A 16805-nucleotide genomic window follows, 5' to 3' on the forward strand; every position below is an offset into this window, starting at 1 on the left:
GATTCAGCCCATGTGCGGAAGACTCTCGCAGTACCGAGGCATCCACGACTTTGTCGCCGTCCTGAGCATTCCCGATGCGCTGATCAATCATGTCGGCGACGCGCCATTGGCTCGCTACAACGCTGCACCGACCACCGCACTGGCCGTGCTTCACCAGCAGGGGCAAACGCTTTTCGCCGACAACCTGCGCTGGGGCTGGCGTCCGCATTGGGCCAAGGATCGCGCCGCGCCAATCAATGCGCGGGTGGAGAAAGTCGCCCATGGCTCGTTCTTTCGCGCGATCTGGCGCCATCGGCTGATCGTCCCCGTCGACAACTGGTTTGAATGGGTCGATGACGACGACAAAACCCGACAACCCTGGCTGATTCGTCGGGCAGATCAAGGTCCGGTTTTCTGCGCAGCCATCGGTCAATGTCCTACGCCCGAGGCGCAGGCTCGGGACGACGATGGTTTCGTGATCATCACCGCCGACAGCGTGGGCGGCATGCTCGATATCCATGACCGACGGCCAGTGGTGTTTCGCGCAGAATTGGCGCAGGAATGGCTCGACCCGGCGACGCCCGCCGAACGCGCCGAACAAATGCTCTTGTTCGAAGGTGAAAGCCCTGAGACGTTCGAATGGTACAAAGTCGGTAAAGCAGTCGGTAACTCACGCAATCAGGGCGCCAACTTAATTATTCAGCAAGCCTAAACATCCCCCAACCTCCCCCGTTCACTCATGTAGGAGCTGCCGCAGGCTGCGATCTTTTGCCCTTGTTTCTTCATGAGCAAAAGCAAGATCAAAAGATCGCCGCCTGCGGCAGCTCCTACCGGTGAGCCGATGGCGTTACAGAGGGTGTTTCATCCTTGAGACAGCTTGAATAAAACAGTCGTTTGAGTGAACTAACCGCCTGTCTGACATTTCAATCGTCATACATACATTTAGTAGCACTACGGCTAGCATGCGCGCCGCATTTCCGATTGGTATACCAGTTGACCAAAGAGTCAAGAAACCAGGAATCCACAACAACTTTTACAAGCCTTGCAGAGAAATAAGTTGCGCGACGATTTTGCAATCAAACAGGTCAGCGGCCTGGAGTGTGTTTATCTGTCGATGACAGAACGCTTTGAACTCGACTGTTTTATCGGCCACTACATCAAGACCCGAAACCTGCGTACCGTTCCCGACATCGAACGCGTCCTGCGCACCACCCTCGCAGGGTATCCCGGTCATCCGCCGGTGATGGTCAACGAGCTGAATGCCTGGATCGACAGAACCTTGGGATATCGGGCTTCACACCCCGATTTCACGCAGTTGGACGATCTCTGACACAACAAAAAGCCCCGCATCTGCGGGGCTTTTTTTATGGTAACTGGTCAAAACTTGCGGTCAGGATCTGAAAGCTCTCTGCCGTCATCGTGCTTCCAGGTTTGTTCCTTGTGCTTCTCCCGCTCTATTTCTTCTTGCGTCGGCTCATCGTTGTCTTCGCCATCCGGTTCCGGATGATTCTGCTCAGTCGCCATGCTCGCCTCCTGTCACAAGTAAAGGGTCATCTTTACAGCGTAGAACAGTTTTCATCAGTCAACTTACATCCACCAACGCAGTAAAAAGAAGAACGCCATGCTCAATAACATGCTGAGCAAGGTATTGCGTGTGTAGATCACCAGGGCAATGGCTACCAGCGAACTAAGCAGATAAGGGTTGTCCCACTGCAGATTCAGCTGTTTGTCCGGCATGAACACGATCGGCCCGCAAATGGCGGTGAGCATGCCCGGCACCGCAAACCCGAGAAACTGCCGAGCATTGCTGCTCAAACGCACCGGCAAGCGCGGTTCGAGAAACACGTAACGGTTGAGGAACACCAGCATGCCCATGCCGAATATCACTGCCCAGACCATCATGCGCGCCCCCGATACAGCTTGTTGCAGATAAACCCGGCGGTCATGCCCGCCAGCCCCGACAGCACCAGCGCCGAACCCCACTGCCAATAACTGAACAGCACCGAACAGAACAGCGATACCGCCACGCAAACCACCGTCGGCACGTTACGCACCACCGGCGTGATCAAGGCAATGAAGGTGGCCGCGATCGAGAAATCCAGCCCCAGATGTTCCAGCCCCGGAATGCTGCTGCCCAAGACGATGCCAGCGAGGGTGAAGAGGTTCCAGGCGATGTAAAACGTCAGGCCGACGCCCAGCGCATACCAGCGATTGAACTGTTGGCGATCATGCTGACTGGTCAGCGCGAACAATTCATCGGTGAGCAAAAAGCCCAAACCGATCCGCCAACGCCCCGGCAGCGGTGAAATCACCGAGCGCATGCTCATGCCGTACAACAAATGCTGCGAGGTCAGCAGCAACGTCGTCAGCAGAATCGAGAAAATCCCTGCGCCGCCCTTGAGCATGCCGATCGCCACCAACTGCGCAGCGCCAGCAAAGACAATGCTCGACAGGCCCTGACCTTGCAGCGGCGTAAGGTTGGCTTCAATCGCCATGGAACCGGCCAACAGCCCCCAGGGCGCGGTGGCCAGTGACAGCGGCATGATCGCCGCAGCGCCGCGAAGAAACGCACTGCGCGGCATGAGTGAGTCAGACATAACGCTCTTCAACCGAGGAAACAGTCGCCAACTCTGCCAGTAATGGCTGTTTTTTGGCTTGAACAATCTTGCGCACTTGCAAGAAATCTCCGCAACGTCGCCGTTCATCGGCGTGCTGCTTGCAAGCATTGCGCGCCAACAACATGCTGGCAGCGCATTTTCCCTCCGAGACCGTGCCCCGCCATGACCGCCATCGACAGTGACGTGTACAAGACTCTGCTGGAATCGACCAAAGCCATCCCGTGGCGGATCGACTGGAAAACCATGACCTTCAGCTACATCGGCCCGCAGATCGAAACCCTGCTGGGCTGGCAGCAGGACAGCTGGGTCGGGGTCAACGATTGGGTGGAGCGCATGCACCCGGATGATCGTGATTACGTCGTCGAGTTTTGCGTTTCGCAATCCCGCGCCGGCGTCGATCACGAGGCCGACTATCGCGCCCTGACCCGCAGCGGTGAGTACGTGTGGATTCGCGACGTCGTGCACGTGGTGCGCAAGGACGGCGAAGTCGAGGCGCTGGTGGGGTTCATGTTCGATATCAGCGAACGCAAGAAAACCGAAGAACACTTGATCCGCCTGCAAAAGCAACTGGAAGAGTATTCGTTCCAGGACGGCCTCACCGGCATCGCCAACCGGCGGATGTTCGACACCGTGCTCGAACGCGAGTGGGTCAGCGCGCAGCGCAGCGGATTGCCGTTGTCGCTACTGATCCTCGATATCGATTATTTCAAGCAATACAACGACCATTACGGCCATCTCAAAGGCGACGAATGCCTGCGCCAAGTAGCCAAGACGCTGTCGCTGGCGGCCAACCGACCACGGGATTTCATTGCACGGATCGGCGGTGAAGAGTTCGTCTGGCTATTGCCGGAAACCGACGCCGAGTCAGCCCGCCTGGTGGCGCGCAAATGCCTGCACCTGATTCGTCAGCAGCAGATTGCCCACGCGCATTCGCCGGTGTCTTCGCTGGTCAGCCTGAGTCTTGGTGTCGGCACTGCGCAGGCGGCGGTTGGCAGCGATCCCCTGCCCTTCATCGAACAAGTCGACAAACTGCTCTACCAGGCCAAACACAATGGACGGATGCGCGCCGAGTTTGCCGACTTTCGCAGTGAGCGATAACGCGCTCGCTGGCGTAACATAGCGGCCATCGCAACGACGTCAGGGAGACACCATGCCGTACCGAATCGCAGCCGACGGGCTGGTGCTGTTTCATTTGTGCTTTATTTTGTTCGTGCTGTTCGGCGGACTGCTGGTGCTCAAGTGGCCGCGTTTGATGTGGCTGCACTTACCCGCAGCCGCCTGGGGCGTGGCGGTCGAAGTGTTGCACCTGACCTGCCCGCTGACGTACTGGGAAAACCTCATGCGCCACGCCGCCGGGCAGACCGAATACGCCGGCGGCTTCATCGAGCATTACATCTGGCCGATCATCTACCCGGCCGGGCTCACTCCGCAGATTCAACTGGCGCTTGGCAGCGTGGTGCTGGCGGTCAATTTGCTGGTCTACGGTCGCCTGTTCCGCGCATGGAAACTGCGCAGCAAGCAGGCGCTTTAACGCGAAGCCTGTTTGAGGTGTTCCAGCCACGCTGGATCCAGGCGCGTCTGTTCGGTATTGAGATCCAGCGCCTGCATCCGCTCCTTGTGCGCCTCGACTTCGCGCCACAGTTGCCCGTGATCACTGGAGTTGCCATCCAGTTCATGCATCTGCGTCAGCCCCAGATGGTAGAAACGCAGCACTTTCATGGCCGTCGGATCATTCTTCTCGACGGCTGCCGTCACCTGATGCATCACATTGGTGATGCTCATCAGGCTGCGCTTGAGCCGCCAGCTGTACACCGCCGGAGCCATCCAGGTCTGATGCCAGAAGCGCCCGCGCAGCAAACCCGCCGTCAGCAAAAACGCCACAAACACGCCGCCGACATTGAACCGCAGGTTATCGCCGCCAGGCTCGCCGAACAGCGCCACCGCGACGCTGGAAAACAACATCGCCAGCACCAGGAACAGCACGGCGATGATGATCGTGCTGCGGCGGGTCTGCTGGCGAAAGGTAGCGGCGTCCATCGGCTGAATCTCGAACATCACAAATGACTTCCTTGAGCGACAAAAGGGGCAATCAAAAAAACTCGTCGGCGCATTATCGCCTCCACGAGGGATTTAGCTATGCTGGGGCTCCTTTTCATCTTTTCAGCGTCCAACGGGGACATGGCGGTACAGCGCAGATCGTGCCATCTTCATTCATGGATACACACTATTCGGATGCCATCGCCTAGTCTTGAGATGACATCGTTTTAAGGATCATTGCATGACCCAACGACACGTAATCAATGCCTCGGTCAGCCCGAAAGGCAGCCTGGAAACCCTTTCTCAACGTGAAGTTCAGCAACTGAGCGAAGCCGGATCCGGCAGCACCTACACCCTCTTCCGCCAGTGCGCCCTGGCCATCCTCAACACCGGCGCCCATGTTGATAACGCCAAGACCATCCTCGAAGCCTACAAGGACTTCGAAATCCGCATTCACCAACAGGATCGTGGCGTACGCCTGGAGCTGTTGAACGCTCCGGCCGATGCCTTCGTCGACGGCGAAATGATCGCCAGCACCCGTGAAATGCTCTTCAGCGCCCTGCGCGACATCGTCTACACCGAAAACGAACTCGACAGCCAACGCATCGACCTGACCACCTCGCAAGGCATCAGCGACTACGTCTTCCACCTGCTGCGCAACGCACGCACCCTGCGTCCGGGCGTCGAGCCGAAGATCGTCGTGTGCTGGGGCGGCCACTCGATCAACACCGAAGAATACAAATACACCAAGAAAGTCGGCCACGAACTGGGCCTGCGCAGCCTCGACATCTGCACCGGCTGCGGCCCCGGCGTGATGAAAGGCCCGATGAAAGGCGCGACCATCGCCCACGCCAAACAGCGTATTCATGGCGGGCGTTATCTGGGTTTGACCGAGCCGGGCATCATCGCCGCCGAAGCGCCAAACCCGATCGTCAACGAGCTGGTGATTCTGCCGGACATCGAGAAACGTCTGGAAGCCTTCGTGCGCGTTGGCCACGGCATCATCATCTTCCCGGGCGGTGCCGGTACCGCTGAAGAATTCCTTTATCTGCTCGGCATCCTGATGCACCCGGACAATAAAGGGCTGCCGTTCCCGGTCATTCTCACCGGACCGAAGCACGCTGCGCCGTATCTGGAGCAGCTCGACGCCTTCGTCACCGCCACCCTCGGTGAAGCCGCCAAGCAGCACTACGAGATCATCATCGACGACCCGGCCGAAGTGGCGCGGCAGATGACTCAAGGCCTGAAAGCGGTGAAGCAGTTCCGTCGCGAGCGCAACGACGCGTTCCACTTCAACTGGCTGCTGAAGATCGACGAAGGCTTCCAGCGTCCGTTCGATCCGACCCACGAAAACATGGCCAACCTCAAGCTGCACCGCGACCAGCCACCGCATGAACTGGCGGCGAATCTGCGTCGGGCGTTCTCCGGCATCGTTGCCGGCAACGTCAAGGACAAGGGCATTCGTTTGATCGAAGAACACGGGCCGTATCAGATTCGTGGCGACGCAGCGATCATGCAGCCGCTGGATGCACTGCTCAAAGCCTTCGTCGCCCAGCACCGGATGAAACTGCCGGGCGGCGCGGCGTACGTGCCGTGCTACCGAGTCGTGGCATAACCCCCTGCAGGAGCGAGCCTGCTCGCGATGGCGGTCTGTCAATCAGCATCAATGTTGATTGATTCGCCGCCATCGCGAGCAGGCTCACTCCTACAGTTCGCATCCATCCCGCCTACCCGATCCGTCCTGTTTTCTGACACAAAAGCCCCGCAGATTCCTCACGACAGCCACCCTCGGCCCGTACTAAGCTGCGCGATTGTTTTTTCAGGGACGTTTCATGAAACGGATTGCCGCGTGTCTGCTCTCGTTGTTGGCCCTCACGGCCAACGCGGCGGATCTGCAACTGCTCAGCGACAACCACCCGCCCCTGCATTTCCTGCAAGGTGATCAACTGGTCGGCTACGGCGTCGACGTGGTCCGTGCGCTGGCCGAGCAAACCGGTGATCAGATCCACCTCCAACAAGTGCCGATGTTGCGCGCGCTGCATCTAGCCAGTGAGCATCCGGACACCGGTGTGTTCACCGTGTTGCGCACCGATGAGCGCGACAATCGCTATCAGTGGGTCGGGCCGTTGATTGAAGTGGAAACTGCCCTGTACGCCCAGGACAACCAACACCCGCCGGTGCACGATTTGCGCGAAGCCGATGCGATCGGCCGCATCACCGTGCCGCGCAAATGGCTGGCCTACAGTTTTCTGCAACAGCAAAACCTGAACAATCTCTACGGCGTGGAAACACCCGAGCAGATGATGCGTCTGTTCAGTCTTGGCCGAACCGACTTCGTCGTCTCCGACACCTTGTCGATCGCCTCACTGGCGCGCGGCCAAGGCATGGAACCCGGGCGCTTGCAGTATCAGATCCCGCTGATGAAACAGGACACCTACATCGCCTTCTCGCTGCAAACCGATCCGCACCAGGTCGCCCGCTGGCAACGCGCCCTGAACAAACTGCGCGCCAATGGTCGGCTGGAACAACTGCGTCAGCGCTGGCTGGTAGGTGCACTGCCAAGATAAGTATCGGCTGAATTGACGCCATCGCTGGCAAGCCAGCTCCCACAGGGATTCAGGGGGCTCAAGATTAATGGCTACACACAATCCCTTGTAGGAGTGAGCCTGCTCGCGATCGCGGTTTATCAGCCTGGATGAATGGGGCTGACACACCGCGATCGCGAGCAGGCTCACTCCTACAGGGATCTGGATTGAATGAGGACTTTGTGGCGGCAGCAGAAACCGTGGGAGTTGGCTTGCCAGCGATGGGGCCAATTCAGGCAGCCTCAAACCACAAGACGCGCCGCCAGTGCCTTCGCCTGCAACGCAACATCGGTCACCGCCGTACTCTCCCACCACATCCCCCGCAACGGCGGCCCCATGGCGAACAACCGCTTGGCGGGCACCCCGTTCGCATCCAGCACCGCGCCTTCAGCCGTCGCTGCAATCCCCAACGCCAACGGCCCCGGTTGCACCAATCCGCGAGCCAGCAACTGTTGCGGCAACGGTCGTGCGACACGCCGCCAGTCGTACTCGATGCCACTGGAATTGATCAACGCCGCGCCCTGCACGACGCACGTCTCGTGTTCGCCACGACGACGGATGCGGATGCTCACAGCAGCGTTCGAATCGGGCTCAAGGCCTTTGAACGAGGCTGCGTGAATACGCAGCCGACCTTGGCTGTGCAACCGCTGCAGCAGTTCGGCGCTCAACGGCGGTGAGCGATGATGATGGCTCTCCCACCACGGCCGCACGTGACGTACGAATTGTCGACGCTGCACGTCAGTCGCCTGACTCCACAATCGGGCAATGTGCACACGCACGGTGTCCAGGGGGGCTTGCCAATCGATGCCTTGGGCGATTGCGTCACGACACTGCCGACGTAATTCGCGCAGCAACTGTCGCGGCGAACGGAGGCTGTGATCTTCGCCCAGAAAATCCACCCAGGCCGGTGGTTGTCGACGTACATGGGGTAACAGGCCGTGCCGGGAAAACACCTCGATCGGCCCGCGATGCCCGGCCTGCTCCAGTGAGACGACAGCATCGACCATGGTCAGGCCGGAGCCGATGATCAGCACGGTCGATTGCGGATCGAGTTGGCGCATGGCCGCAACGTCCCACGGATCCAACGCGGCCGCGTTAACGCCGCTGGATTCGGTCTGCGGGGTGCGAGCCGCAGGAAACATGCCTGTTGCAATGACCGCAAACCCGGCCCGCAATCGTTGCCCATCGCTCAAAGTCAGCTGCACGGCATCGACATCCGCCTGCAGATCAACCACCTCCGCCCGCACATGCTCAACCGTCGAACCGTACGTCGCACCAATCGCCTGCGCTTCGGCCAAGCGCTGCTGTACATACACACCAAACAGCCCGCGCGGCGGGAACAGTTCACTGATCGGCACAGCCTGTTCGGCCGATTCCGGCCAGCCACCGGCGGCAATGTGCGCGGTCAGCCATTGCGTCAGGTCATCAGGGTTGTCCGGGTCGACACTCATCCGCGCCGCATTGCCATTGAGCGTATGGCCCAACTCGACGGCGCTATAGGCCTCGCCGCGCCCCAACTCGGTACGCGGCTCGACAATCACAATCGTGCGCTGGCCTGGCAGGCGCAGCAGTTGCACCGCCAGCATCGTGCCGCTGAGGCCCCCGCCAATGATCAGGATGTCTGCGTTCTGACTCATTCAAATCACCACATTACGGACAAACCGCGCCGCGACGTCGCCATCATTGCGATAGGTGTGCGGCTGATTGCTGGCGAACATGAAAAACTCGCCGGTGCCAATGTGCTGCGGCTGATCGCCGAGCATCAACGTCAGGCAACCTGCGAAGACATAAATCTGCTCGCTCCAGCCCTCGGCATCCGGTTGCGAGGGATAGACTTCGCCCGGTTGCAGGCACCACTCCCACTGCTCGACTTCGCGGGTGGCGGTGGCTTTCGACAGCAGCACCGCTTTGCTGCCCGGAATGGTACCCGCCCACGCCAGCTCATTGATCCGGCTCGGGTCGCGCGCCTCCGGGGCCTGGATCAAATCACTGAAGGCGACGTCCAGCGCAGCGGCAACGCGATCGAGCGTGGTCAGGCTGACATTTTTCTCACCGGCCTCGATCGCCACCAGCATCCGCCGACTGACGCCGGACTTCTCCGCGAGCACGGTCTGACTCATGTCCGCCGCATGACGCAGGCGTCGAACGTTCTGACTGACGTGCTGAAGGACGGACATTCTTGGGCTGGAATCTTTGGGCACTATATTGCTCACTCGGTGGGGTTGGGCAGTATACTGCGCAACGTTGGGCGCATTGTGCGTCCTGCCTTTTACAGTGCGCAAGGTCATGACGTCGGTGAACAACTCCCCCACCTCCCTCCGTTTCTCGAAATTCAGCAAAGCCGAATGCGTGCTGGTACTGATCACCATGATCTGGGGCGGCACCTTTTTGCTGGTTCAGCACGCGATGACCGTCAGCGGACCAATGTTCTTCGTCGGCCTGCGCTTTGCCGCAGCGGCGTGCATCGTTGCCCTGTTCTCCTGGCGTCACCTGCGCGACCTGACCCTGTTCGAACTCAAGGCTGGTGCCTTTATCGGCGTGGCGATCATGCTCGGTTACGGCTTGCAGACGGTTGGATTGCAGACGATCCCCAGCAGCCAATCGGCGTTTATTACCGCGCTTTACGTGCCGTTCGTGCCGCTGCTGCAATGGCTGGTGCTTGGCCGGCGCCCGGGGTTGATGCCGAGCATCGGCATCATGTTGGCGTTTACCGGTTTGATGCTGCTGTCGGGGCCATCGGGCGCCGCGCTGAATTTCAGCCCTGGTGAAATTGCCACGCTGATCAGCGCCATCGCGATTGCGGCCGAAATTATTCTGATCAGCACCTACGCCGGCCAGGTCGATGTACGCCGGGTGACGGTCGTGCAACTGGCGACGACGTCGGTGTTGTCGTTTTTGCTGGTGGTGCCGACCGGTGAATTGATTCCGGACTTTTCCTGGACGTTGCTGGTGACTGCGCTGGGGCTGGGCGCGGCGAGTGCGGCGATTCAGGTGGCGATGAACTGGGCGCAGAAGAGTGTTTCGCCGACTCGGGCGACGTTGATCTATGCCGGTGAGCCGGTGTGGGCAGGGATTGTCGGGCGAATTGCGGGGGAGCGGCTGCCGGCGATTGCGCTGGTCGGGGCCGGATTGATTGTCGCGGCAGTGATTGTCAGTGAGTTGAAAACCAAGGGTAAGGTTGTTGCTGAAGTCGATGAAGAGTTGGAGGGTGAAAGCAGCAACTGAAAGCAAAATCAAAAGATCGCAGCCTGCGGCAGCTCCTACACGGAATTAATGTAGGAGCTGCCGCAGGCTGCGATCTTTTTTCGGCCTCCACGATTCCCTGGAAACAATGCCAAACATAAATATTCAGACTACTTTGTAGGATTCTGAGACATCCTGGCGTTTGGTGATCGGGGAGCTGGCACGTATGATGCTTCACAAACTTCCGCAGATTAGAAGCCTATGTCCCTGATAGTTCTACTGCTTCTGCCATTCATTGGCAGCTGTCTGGCAGCGGTGCTGCCACACAACGCGCGTAATACCGAATCCCTGCTGGCGGGTCTGGTCGCTTTGATCGGCACCGTCCAGGTTGCGTTGTTGTACCCGCAAATCGCCCATGGCGGCGTCATCCGCGAAGAGTTCATGTGGCTGCCCAGCGTCGGTCTGAACTTTGTCCTGCGCATGGACGGCTTTGCCTGGCTGTTCTCGATGCTGGTACTGGGCATCGGTACCCTCGTCTCTTTATACGCACGTTATTACATGTCGCCGGATGACCCGGTGCCGCGTTTCTTCGCGTTTTTCCTGGCGTTCATGGGCGCCATGCTCGGCCTGGTGATTTCCGGCAACCTGATCCAGATCGTGTTTTTCTGGGAGCTGACCAGCCTCTTCTCGTTCCTGTTGATTGGCTATTGGCACCACCGCGCCGATGCGCGTCGCGGCGCTTACATGGCGCTGATGGTCACCGGTGCGGGCGGGTTATGCCTGCTGGCGGGGGTCATGATTCTCGGCCATGTCGTTGGCAGCTATGACCTCGACAAGGTCCTGGCCGCCGGCGACATGATTCGCGCACACGCCCTCTACCCCATCCTGTTACCCCTCATCCTCATCGGCGCACTCAGCAAAAGTGCCCAATTCCCGTTTCACTTCTGGCTGCCCCACGCCATGGCGGCGCCCACGCCAGTCTCTGCGTATCTGCACTCGGCCACCATGGTCAAGGCCGGGGTTTTCCTGCTGGCGCGCCTGTGGCCATCACTGTCCGGCAGTGAAGAATGGTTCTACATCGTCAGCGGTGCCGGCGCGTGTACGTTGTTGCTCGGCGCCTATTGCGCGATGTTCCAGAACGATCTCAAAGGATTACTGGCGTACTCGACCATCAGCCACCTCGGCCTGATCACCCTGTTGCTGGGCCTGAACAGCCCGCTGGCGGCCGTCGCAGCGGTGTTCCATATCCTCAATCACGCCACATTCAAAGCCTCGCTGTTCATGGCGGCGGGCATCATTGACCATGAAAGCGGCACCCGTGACATCCGCAAACTCAGCGGCCTGATCAAACTGATTCCGTTCACCGCGACATTGGCCATGGTCGCCAGCGCCTCGATGGCCGGCGTGCCATTGCTCAACGGTTTCTTGTCGAAAGAGATGTTCTTCGCCGAAACCGTGTTCATCAATGCCACGGCGTGGGTCGAAGCGGCGCTGCCGATTGTCGCGACCATCGCCGGTACGTTCAGCGTCGCCTACTCGCTGCGCTTTACTGTCGACGTGTTCTTCGGCCCGCCGGCCACCGACTTGCCGCACACCCCGCACGAACCGCCGCGCTGGATGCGCGCGCCGGTCGAGCTGCTGGTGTTCACCTGCTTGCTGGTGGGAATTTTCCCGGCACAGATCGTCGGCCCGTTGCTCGCAGCAGCGGCGTTGCCGGTGGTAGGTGGCGAGTTGCCTGAATACAGCCTGGCGATATGGCACGGCTTGAACGCACCGATGATCATGAGCCTGATCGCCATGTCCGGCGGCATCGTCTTGTATCTGCTGTTGCGCAACCAGTTCAAGCTCGGCCGTTTCAAATATCCGCCGCTGGTAGGCCGCTTCAACGGCAAGCGCCTGTTCGAGCGCAGCCTGGTGGTGATGATGCGCATGGCCCGTCGCGTCGAGCGACGTCTGGGCACCAAGCGCCTGCAGATGCAATTGTTCCTGATGGTGCTGGCGGCAGTGCTCGCCGGCCTGATCCCGATGTTGCACAGCAGCCTGAGCTGGGGCGACCGGCCGAAGATTCCCGGTTCGATCGTCTTCGTGACCCTGTGGCTGCTGGCGATTGTCTGCGCCCTCGGCGCCGCATGGCAGGCCAAGTATCACCGTCTCGCCGCACTGACCATGGTCAGCGTCTGTGGCCTGATGACCTGCGTGACCTTCGTCTGGTTCTCCGCACCGGATCTGGCCCTGACGCAACTGGCGGTCGAAGTGGTGACCACGGTGCTGATCCTGCTCGGTCTGCGCTGGCTGCCTCGGCGGATCGAAGAAGTCTCGCCATTGCCGAGCACCCTGCGCAAGGCGCGCATTCGTCGTCTGCGCGACTTGCTGCTGTCGATTGCCGTCGGTGGCGGCATGGCGCTGCTGTCCTACGCGATGCTGACGCGGCAGACGCCGAACGACATTTCCTCGTTCTACCTCAGCCGCGCCATGCCCGAGGGCGGTGGCAGCAACGTGGTCAACGTGATGCTGGTGGACTTCCGTGGTTTCGACACGCTCGGTGAAATCACCGTGCTGGTCGCGGTGGCACTGACCGTGTTCGCCCTGCTGCGACGCTTCCGCCCGCCGAAAGAAAGCCTGCAACTGCCGGCCCAGCAACGCCTGCTCGCGCCGGACGTGGTCACCGACCTGGTCAACCCGCGTTCGGCCAGCGACACCGCACTCGGCTTCATGATGGTGCCGGCGGTGCTGGTGCGCCTGCTGCTGCCGATTGCGCTGGTGGTGTCGTTCTATCTGTTCATGCGCGGGCACAACCAGCCGGGCGGCGGTTTCGTCGCCGGGCTGGTGATGTCGGTGGCGTTCATCCTGCAATACATGGTCGCCGGTACACAGTGGGTCGAAGCGCAAATGAGCCTGCGACCGCTGCGCTGGATGGGCACCGGGCTGCTGTTCGCCACGGCCACGGGCCTGGGCGCGATGCTGGTCGGTTATCCGTTCCTGACCACGCACACCTGGCATTTCAGCCTGCCGGTGCTGGGTGACATCCATGTCGCCAGCGCACTGTTCTTCGACATCGGCGTGTATGGCGTGGTGGTCGGTTCGACGCTGTTGATCCTCACCGCCCTCGCCCACCAATCGGTGCGGGGTCACAAGACCGCATCGCTGCCCAAGTCCGTCGCCAGCAAAGGAGCCGTCTGATGGAAGAAGTCATCGCAATCGCCATCGGCGTCCTCGCCGCCTCGGGCGTGTGGCTGATCCTGCGGCCACGGACCTTTCAGGTGGTCATGGGCCTGTGCCTGCTGTCGTACGCGGTCAACCTGTTCATCTTCAGCATGGGCAGCCTGTTCATCGGCAAGGAGCCGGTGATCAAGGACGGCGTCACGCAAGACTTGCTGCACTACACCGACCCGCTGCCGCAGGCACTGGTCCTCACCGCGATCGTCATCAGCTTCGCCATGACCGCATTGTTCCTCGTCGTTCTGCTCGCCTCGCGCGGTCTGACCGGCACTGACCACGTCGACGGCCGGGAGCCTAAAGAATGATGGCGATGACTCACCTGATCGCCGCACCGATTCTGCTGCCGCTGCTGACCGCCGCCATCATGCTGATGCTCGGCGAACGGCACCGGCCGCTGAAGGCGAAAATCAACCTGTTCTCCAGCCTGGTCGGCCTGTTCATCTCGGTGATGCTCCTGCAATGGACGCAAACCACCGGTGTGCCCGGCTCCATCGGCGTGTACCTGCCGGGCAACTGGCAGGCTCCGTTCGGCATCGTGCTGGTGGTCGATCGTTTGTCGGCACTGATGCTCGTGCTGACCGGGATCATCGGTGTCAGCGCCCTGCTCTTCGCGATGGCGCGCTGGGACGGTGCTGGTTCAAGTTTCCATGCCCTCTTCCAGATTCAGTTGATGGGGCTGTATGGCGCGTTCCTGACGGCGGACCTGTTCAACCTGTTCGTGTTCTTCGAAGTGTTGCTCGCTGCGTCCTATGGCCTGTTGCTGCACGGCTCGGGCCGGGCGCGGGTGTCGTCGGGGCTGCATTACATTTCGATCAACCTGCTCGCCTCGTCGTTGTTCCTGATCGGCGCGGCGCTGATCTACGGCGTCACCGGCACGCTGAACATGGCCGACCTCGCGCTGAAGATTCCGCTGGTGCCGGAAGCCGACCGTGGCCTGTTGCACGCGGGTGCGGCGATTCTGGCGGTAGCGTTCCTGGCCAAGGCTGGCATGTGGCCGCTGAACTTCTGGCTGGTGCCGGCCTATTCCTCCGCCAGTGCTCCGGTGGCGGCGATGTTCGCGATCATGACCAAGGTCGGCATCTACACCCTGCTGCGCCTGTGGACGCTGCTGTTCTCCGGGCAAGCCGGGGCGTCGGCATTCTTCGGCGGCGACTGGCTGATCTACGGCGGCATGGCGACCATGGCCTGTGCGGCGCTGGCGATTCTTGCCGCGCAACGGCTGGAACGCATGGCCAGCCTGAGCATTCTGGTGTCGGCCGGGATCCTGTTGTCGGCCATTGGCTTTGCCCAGCCGAACCTGATCGGCGCGGCGCTGTTCTATCTGGTCAGCTCGACGCTGGCGTTGAGCGCACTGTTCCTGCTGGCCGAATTGATCGAACGTTCGCGCTCGGCCAATGAGATCCCGCTGGAAGACGAAAGCGAATTGCTGCCGCGCCCGCAGGAATCCCTGCAACCGCCCAAAGGCATCAACCTCGACGACGAGCAAAAAGCCGTGGTCGGCCAGGTCATCCCGTGGACCATGGCGTTTCTTGGCCTGAGCTTCATTGCCTGTGCGCTGCTGATCATCGGCATGCCGCCGCTGTCCGGCTTCATCGGCAAACTCAGCCTGATCGGGGCGTTGCTCAATCCACTGGGCCTGGGCACTGGCGCGCCGATTTCCACTGGCGCGTGGGCCTTGCTGGCGCTGTTGATTCTCTCCGGGCTGGCCTCGCTGATGGCGTTCTCGCGTCTCGGCATTCAGCGTTTCTGGACACCCGAGGAGCGCCCTTCGCCACTGCTGCGCAAACTTGAATGCGCACCGATCTTCCTGCTGCTGGGGCTGAGCATTGCCCTGACCTTCAAGGCAGAACCGCTGCTGCGCTACACCCAGGCCACCGCCGAGGCGCTGAACAATCCGCAGCAATACGTGATGGCGGTGCTCGGTACCCGCGCGGTACCGAGCCCGGCAAGCAAAGCCGCCATGCTCGAGGTGCAGCCATGAAGCGCGTGTTTCCTGCACCCTTGCTGTCGCTGGCGCTGTGGGCCTTGTGGCTGACGCTGAACCTTTCGATCAGCCCGGGCAACTTGCTCATCGGCGCAATTCTGGGTTTTGCCGCGCCGTTGATGATGCGCAAACTGCGCCCGAAACAAGTGCGCATCCGTCGTCCGGGTACGATCGTGCGACTGTTCTTGCTTGTTGGTCGTGACGTGGTGGTGTCCAATCTGATCGTCGCCTGGGGCGTTCTCAATGCCGGTCGCCGTCCACTGCGCTCACGCTTCGTCAAAGTGCCGCTCGACCTGCGCGACGCCCACGGTCTGGCGACACTGGCGATGATCTGCACCGTGGTGCCCGGCACGGTGTGGTCGGAGCTGGCGCTGGATCGCAGCATTTTGTTGCTGCACGTCTGGGATCTGGACGACGAAGCGCAGTTCATCGAGCACTTCAAGAGCACTTACGAGCGGCCGTTGATGGAGATTTTCGAATGAGCCCCTTACTGTCAAACGCGATCCTGCTGACGCTGTTCCTGTTTTCGCTGGCGATGGTATTGACGCTGGTGCGTCTGTTCAAAGGGCCGTCAGCGCAGGATCGGGTCCTGGCGCTGGACTACCTGTACATCGTCGCCATGCTGATGATGTTGACCCTGGGCATTCGTTATTCCAGTGACACTTACTTCGAAGCAGCGCTGTTGATTGCGCTGTTCGGCTTCGTCGGCTCGTTTGCCCTGGCGAAATTCCTGCTGCGTGGCGAGGTGATCGAATGACCGCTGAATTGTCTTTGTGGGTGGAAATTCCGGTGGCGATCCTGCTGGTGCTCAGCGGCGTGTTTGCGCTGATCGGTGCGCTAGGGTTGTTGCGGATGAAGGATTATTTCCAACGCATGCACCCGCCAGCACTGGCTTCGACGCTGGGCGCCTGGTGCGTGGCATTGGCGTCGATCATCTGCTTCTCGGCACTGAAGTCCGGGCCGGTGGTACACGCCTGGCTGATTCCGATTTTGCTGGCGATCACCGTGCCGGTGACGACATTGCTGCTGGCGCGGGCGGCGTTGTTCCGCAAGCGTATGGCTGGCGACGATGTGCCGGCCGAAGTCAGCAGCCGTCGCACCGAAAGCGGCAGTTAACCCGTAAAAGATCGCAGCCTTCGGCAGCTCCTACATCGATCCCTGTAGGAGCTGCCGAAGGCTGCGCTCTTTTGATCTTGCTCT

20 protein-coding genes are annotated in these 16805 nt (G+C 60.5%); 13 read left to right on the forward strand and 7 right to left on the reverse strand.

Annotated elements, in window-relative coordinates; genetic code table 11:
- Window positions 1–10: 10 nt before the first annotated feature.
- Window positions 11–691: an SOS response-associated peptidase gene (locus tag PMI37_RS23810; RefSeq protein WP_008085829.1), complete on the forward strand. Its 681-nt coding sequence runs from the start codon at window positions 11–13 to the stop codon at window positions 689–691.
- A 345-nt stretch (window positions 692–1036) separates the two neighbouring features.
- Window positions 1037–1309: a hypothetical protein gene (locus tag PMI37_RS23815; RefSeq protein WP_008085830.1), complete on the forward strand. Its 273-nt coding sequence runs from the start codon at window positions 1037–1039 to the stop codon at window positions 1307–1309.
- Window positions 1310–1356: 47 nt separating this feature from the next.
- Here the strand turns inward: PMI37_RS23815 and PMI37_RS32090 are convergent, their stop codons facing one another.
- The 4 genes from PMI37_RS32090 to PMI37_RS32300 form a co-directional block, all read right to left on the reverse strand.
- Window positions 1357–1503 carry a hypothetical protein gene (locus tag PMI37_RS32090; protein ID WP_008085832.1) on the reverse strand — a complete coding sequence of 49 codons (147 nt, stop codon included), beginning with the start codon at window positions 1501–1503 and terminating at the stop codon, window positions 1357–1359.
- A 63-nt stretch (window positions 1504–1566) separates the two neighbouring features.
- Window positions 1567–1878, reverse strand: a complete 312-nt coding sequence (locus tag PMI37_RS23820) for an AzlD domain-containing protein (protein ID WP_177323335.1) — start codon at window positions 1876–1878, stop codon at window positions 1567–1569.
- The gene (locus tag PMI37_RS23825) at window positions 1878–2576 is read right to left on the reverse strand and encodes an AzlC family ABC transporter permease (RefSeq protein ID WP_045123274.1); all 699 of its coding nucleotides are present in this window, start codon (window positions 2574–2576) and stop codon (window positions 1878–1880) included. The genes PMI37_RS23820 and PMI37_RS23825 overlap by 1 nt, the downstream gene beginning before the upstream one ends.
- Window positions 2569–2721: a hypothetical protein gene (locus PMI37_RS32300; RefSeq protein ID WP_238552729.1), complete on the reverse strand. Its 153-nt coding sequence runs from the start codon at window positions 2719–2721 to the stop codon at window positions 2569–2571. The genes PMI37_RS23825 and PMI37_RS32300 overlap by 8 nt, the downstream gene beginning before the upstream one ends.
- 38 nt (window positions 2722–2759) lie before the next feature.
- On the opposite strand from PMI37_RS32300, the gene PMI37_RS23830 reads away from it, so the two are divergent.
- Together PMI37_RS23830 and PMI37_RS23835 are read left to right on the forward strand one after the other, a co-directional pair.
- On the forward strand, window positions 2760–3695 hold the full coding sequence (locus tag PMI37_RS23830; protein ID WP_008085837.1) for a GGDEF domain-containing protein: 936 nt from the start codon (window positions 2760–2762) through the stop codon (window positions 3693–3695).
- A gap of 52 nt (window positions 3696–3747) precedes the next feature.
- The gene (locus PMI37_RS23835) at window positions 3748–4128 is read left to right on the forward strand and encodes a DUF2784 domain-containing protein (RefSeq protein ID WP_008085839.1); all 381 of its coding nucleotides are present in this window, start codon (window positions 3748–3750) and stop codon (window positions 4126–4128) included.
- Here the strand turns inward: PMI37_RS23835 and PMI37_RS23840 are convergent.
- Complete coding sequence (locus tag PMI37_RS23840) at window positions 4125–4652, reverse strand: DUF3087 domain-containing protein (RefSeq protein WP_008085841.1); 528 nt, start codon at window positions 4650–4652, stop codon at window positions 4125–4127. The genes PMI37_RS23835 and PMI37_RS23840 overlap by 4 nt on opposite strands.
- 223 nt (window positions 4653–4875) lie before the next feature.
- On the opposite strand from PMI37_RS23840, the gene ppnN reads away from it, so the two are divergent.
- Complete coding sequence (gene ppnN, locus PMI37_RS23845; RefSeq protein ID WP_008085844.1) at window positions 4876–6249, forward strand: nucleotide 5'-monophosphate nucleosidase PpnN; 1374 nt, start codon at window positions 4876–4878, stop codon at window positions 6247–6249.
- 217 nt (window positions 6250–6466) lie between these two features.
- Window positions 6467–7201: a substrate-binding periplasmic protein gene (locus tag PMI37_RS23850; RefSeq protein ID WP_008085845.1), complete on the forward strand. Its 735-nt coding sequence runs from the start codon at window positions 6467–6469 to the stop codon at window positions 7199–7201.
- A gap of 260 nt (window positions 7202–7461) precedes the next feature.
- Here the strand turns inward: PMI37_RS23850 and PMI37_RS23855 are convergent, their stop codons facing one another.
- Window positions 7462–8856, reverse strand: coding sequence for an FAD/NAD(P)-binding protein (locus PMI37_RS23855; protein ID WP_008085847.1), 1395 nt, complete (start codon window positions 8854–8856; stop codon window positions 7462–7464).
- Complete coding sequence (locus PMI37_RS23860) at window positions 8857–9420, reverse strand: helix-turn-helix domain-containing protein (RefSeq protein ID WP_045123275.1); 564 nt, start codon at window positions 9418–9420, stop codon at window positions 8857–8859. It abuts the gene before it with no gap.
- Between the two features lie 85 nt (window positions 9421–9505).
- On the opposite strand from PMI37_RS23860, the gene PMI37_RS23865 reads away from it, so the two are divergent.
- The 7 genes from PMI37_RS23865 (at window position 9506) to PMI37_RS23895 (ending at window position 16721) form a co-directional block, all read left to right on the forward strand.
- The gene (locus tag PMI37_RS23865) at window positions 9506–10444 is read left to right on the forward strand and encodes a DMT family transporter (RefSeq protein WP_008085851.1); all 939 of its coding nucleotides are present in this window, start codon (window positions 9506–9508) and stop codon (window positions 10442–10444) included.
- Between the two features lie 219 nt (window positions 10445–10663).
- Window positions 10664–13582, forward strand: a complete 2919-nt coding sequence (locus PMI37_RS23870; RefSeq protein WP_008085853.1) for a monovalent cation/H+ antiporter subunit A — start codon at window positions 10664–10666, stop codon at window positions 13580–13582.
- The gene (locus PMI37_RS23875; RefSeq protein ID WP_008085854.1) at window positions 13582–13926 is read left to right on the forward strand and encodes a Na+/H+ antiporter subunit C; all 345 of its coding nucleotides are present in this window, start codon (window positions 13582–13584) and stop codon (window positions 13924–13926) included. Before PMI37_RS23870 ends, PMI37_RS23875 begins: the two co-directional genes overlap by 1 nt.
- Window positions 13923–15602, forward strand: coding sequence for a monovalent cation/H+ antiporter subunit D (locus tag PMI37_RS23880; RefSeq protein WP_008085856.1), 1680 nt, complete (start codon window positions 13923–13925; stop codon window positions 15600–15602). The genes PMI37_RS23875 and PMI37_RS23880 overlap by 4 nt, the downstream gene beginning before the upstream one ends.
- Window positions 15599–16087, forward strand: a complete 489-nt coding sequence (locus tag PMI37_RS23885; protein ID WP_008085858.1) for a Na+/H+ antiporter subunit E — start codon at window positions 15599–15601, stop codon at window positions 16085–16087. The genes PMI37_RS23880 and PMI37_RS23885 overlap by 4 nt, the downstream gene beginning before the upstream one ends.
- Window positions 16084–16362, forward strand: coding sequence for a K+/H+ antiporter subunit F (locus PMI37_RS23890; protein WP_007910754.1), 279 nt, complete (start codon window positions 16084–16086; stop codon window positions 16360–16362). Before PMI37_RS23885 ends, PMI37_RS23890 begins: the two co-directional genes overlap by 4 nt.
- Window positions 16359–16721 carry a Na+/H+ antiporter subunit G gene (locus PMI37_RS23895; protein WP_008085860.1) on the forward strand — a complete coding sequence of 121 codons (363 nt, stop codon included), beginning with the start codon at window positions 16359–16361 and terminating at the stop codon, window positions 16719–16721. Before PMI37_RS23890 ends, PMI37_RS23895 begins: the two co-directional genes overlap by 4 nt.
- The last annotated feature ends 84 nt before the right edge of the window (window positions 16722–16805 follow it).

This window comes from Pseudomonas sp. GM80 (assembly GCF_000282515.1).
Taxonomy (GTDB): domain Bacteria; phylum Pseudomonadota; class Gammaproteobacteria; order Pseudomonadales; family Pseudomonadaceae; genus Aquipseudomonas.

What these genes read in the sequence shown, in the direction of transcription:
- PMI37_RS23875 (WP_008085854.1), top strand. Translation starts at nt 13,582, where the DNA reads ATGGAAGAAGTCATCGCAATCGCCATCGGCGTCCTCGCCGCCTCGGGC.
- PMI37_RS23825 (WP_045123274.1), bottom strand. Translation starts at nt 2,576, where the DNA reads ATGTCTGACTCACTCATGCCGCGCAGTGCGTTTCTTCGCGGCGCTGCG.
- PMI37_RS23820 (WP_177323335.1), bottom strand. Translation starts at nt 1,878, where the DNA reads ATGGTCTGGGCAGTGATATTCGGCATGGGCATGCTGGTGTTCCTCAAC.
- PMI37_RS32090 (WP_008085832.1), bottom strand. Translation starts at nt 1,503, where the DNA reads ATGGCGACTGAGCAGAATCATCCGGAACCGGATGGCGAAGACAACGAT.
- PMI37_RS23835 (WP_008085839.1), top strand. Translation starts at nt 3,748, where the DNA reads ATGCCGTACCGAATCGCAGCCGACGGGCTGGTGCTGTTTCATTTGTGC.
- PMI37_RS23830 (WP_008085837.1), top strand. Translation starts at nt 2,760, where the DNA reads ATGACCGCCATCGACAGTGACGTGTACAAGACTCTGCTGGAATCGACC.
- PMI37_RS23870 (WP_008085853.1), top strand. Translation starts at nt 10,664, where the DNA reads ATGTCCCTGATAGTTCTACTGCTTCTGCCATTCATTGGCAGCTGTCTG.
- PMI37_RS23850 (WP_008085845.1), top strand. Translation starts at nt 6,467, where the DNA reads ATGAAACGGATTGCCGCGTGTCTGCTCTCGTTGTTGGCCCTCACGGCC.
- PMI37_RS23895 (WP_008085860.1), top strand. Translation starts at nt 16,359, where the DNA reads ATGACCGCTGAATTGTCTTTGTGGGTGGAAATTCCGGTGGCGATCCTG.
- PMI37_RS23865 (WP_008085851.1), top strand. Translation starts at nt 9,506, where the DNA reads ATGACGTCGGTGAACAACTCCCCCACCTCCCTCCGTTTCTCGAAATTC.
- PMI37_RS23855 (WP_008085847.1), bottom strand. Translation starts at nt 8,856, where the DNA reads ATGAGTCAGAACGCAGACATCCTGATCATTGGCGGGGGCCTCAGCGGC.
- PMI37_RS23885 (WP_008085858.1), top strand. Translation starts at nt 15,599, where the DNA reads ATGAAGCGCGTGTTTCCTGCACCCTTGCTGTCGCTGGCGCTGTGGGCC.
- PMI37_RS32300 (WP_238552729.1), bottom strand. Translation starts at nt 2,721, where the DNA reads ATGTTGTTGGCGCGCAATGCTTGCAAGCAGCACGCCGATGAACGGCGA.
- PMI37_RS23810 (WP_008085829.1), top strand. Translation starts at nt 11, where the DNA reads ATGTGCGGAAGACTCTCGCAGTACCGAGGCATCCACGACTTTGTCGCC.
- PMI37_RS23880 (WP_008085856.1), top strand. Translation starts at nt 13,923, where the DNA reads ATGATGGCGATGACTCACCTGATCGCCGCACCGATTCTGCTGCCGCTG.
- PMI37_RS23840 (WP_008085841.1), bottom strand. Translation starts at nt 4,652, where the DNA reads ATGTTCGAGATTCAGCCGATGGACGCCGCTACCTTTCGCCAGCAGACC.
- ppnN (WP_008085844.1), top strand. Translation starts at nt 4,876, where the DNA reads ATGACCCAACGACACGTAATCAATGCCTCGGTCAGCCCGAAAGGCAGC.
- PMI37_RS23890 (WP_007910754.1), top strand. Translation starts at nt 16,084, where the DNA reads ATGAGCCCCTTACTGTCAAACGCGATCCTGCTGACGCTGTTCCTGTTT.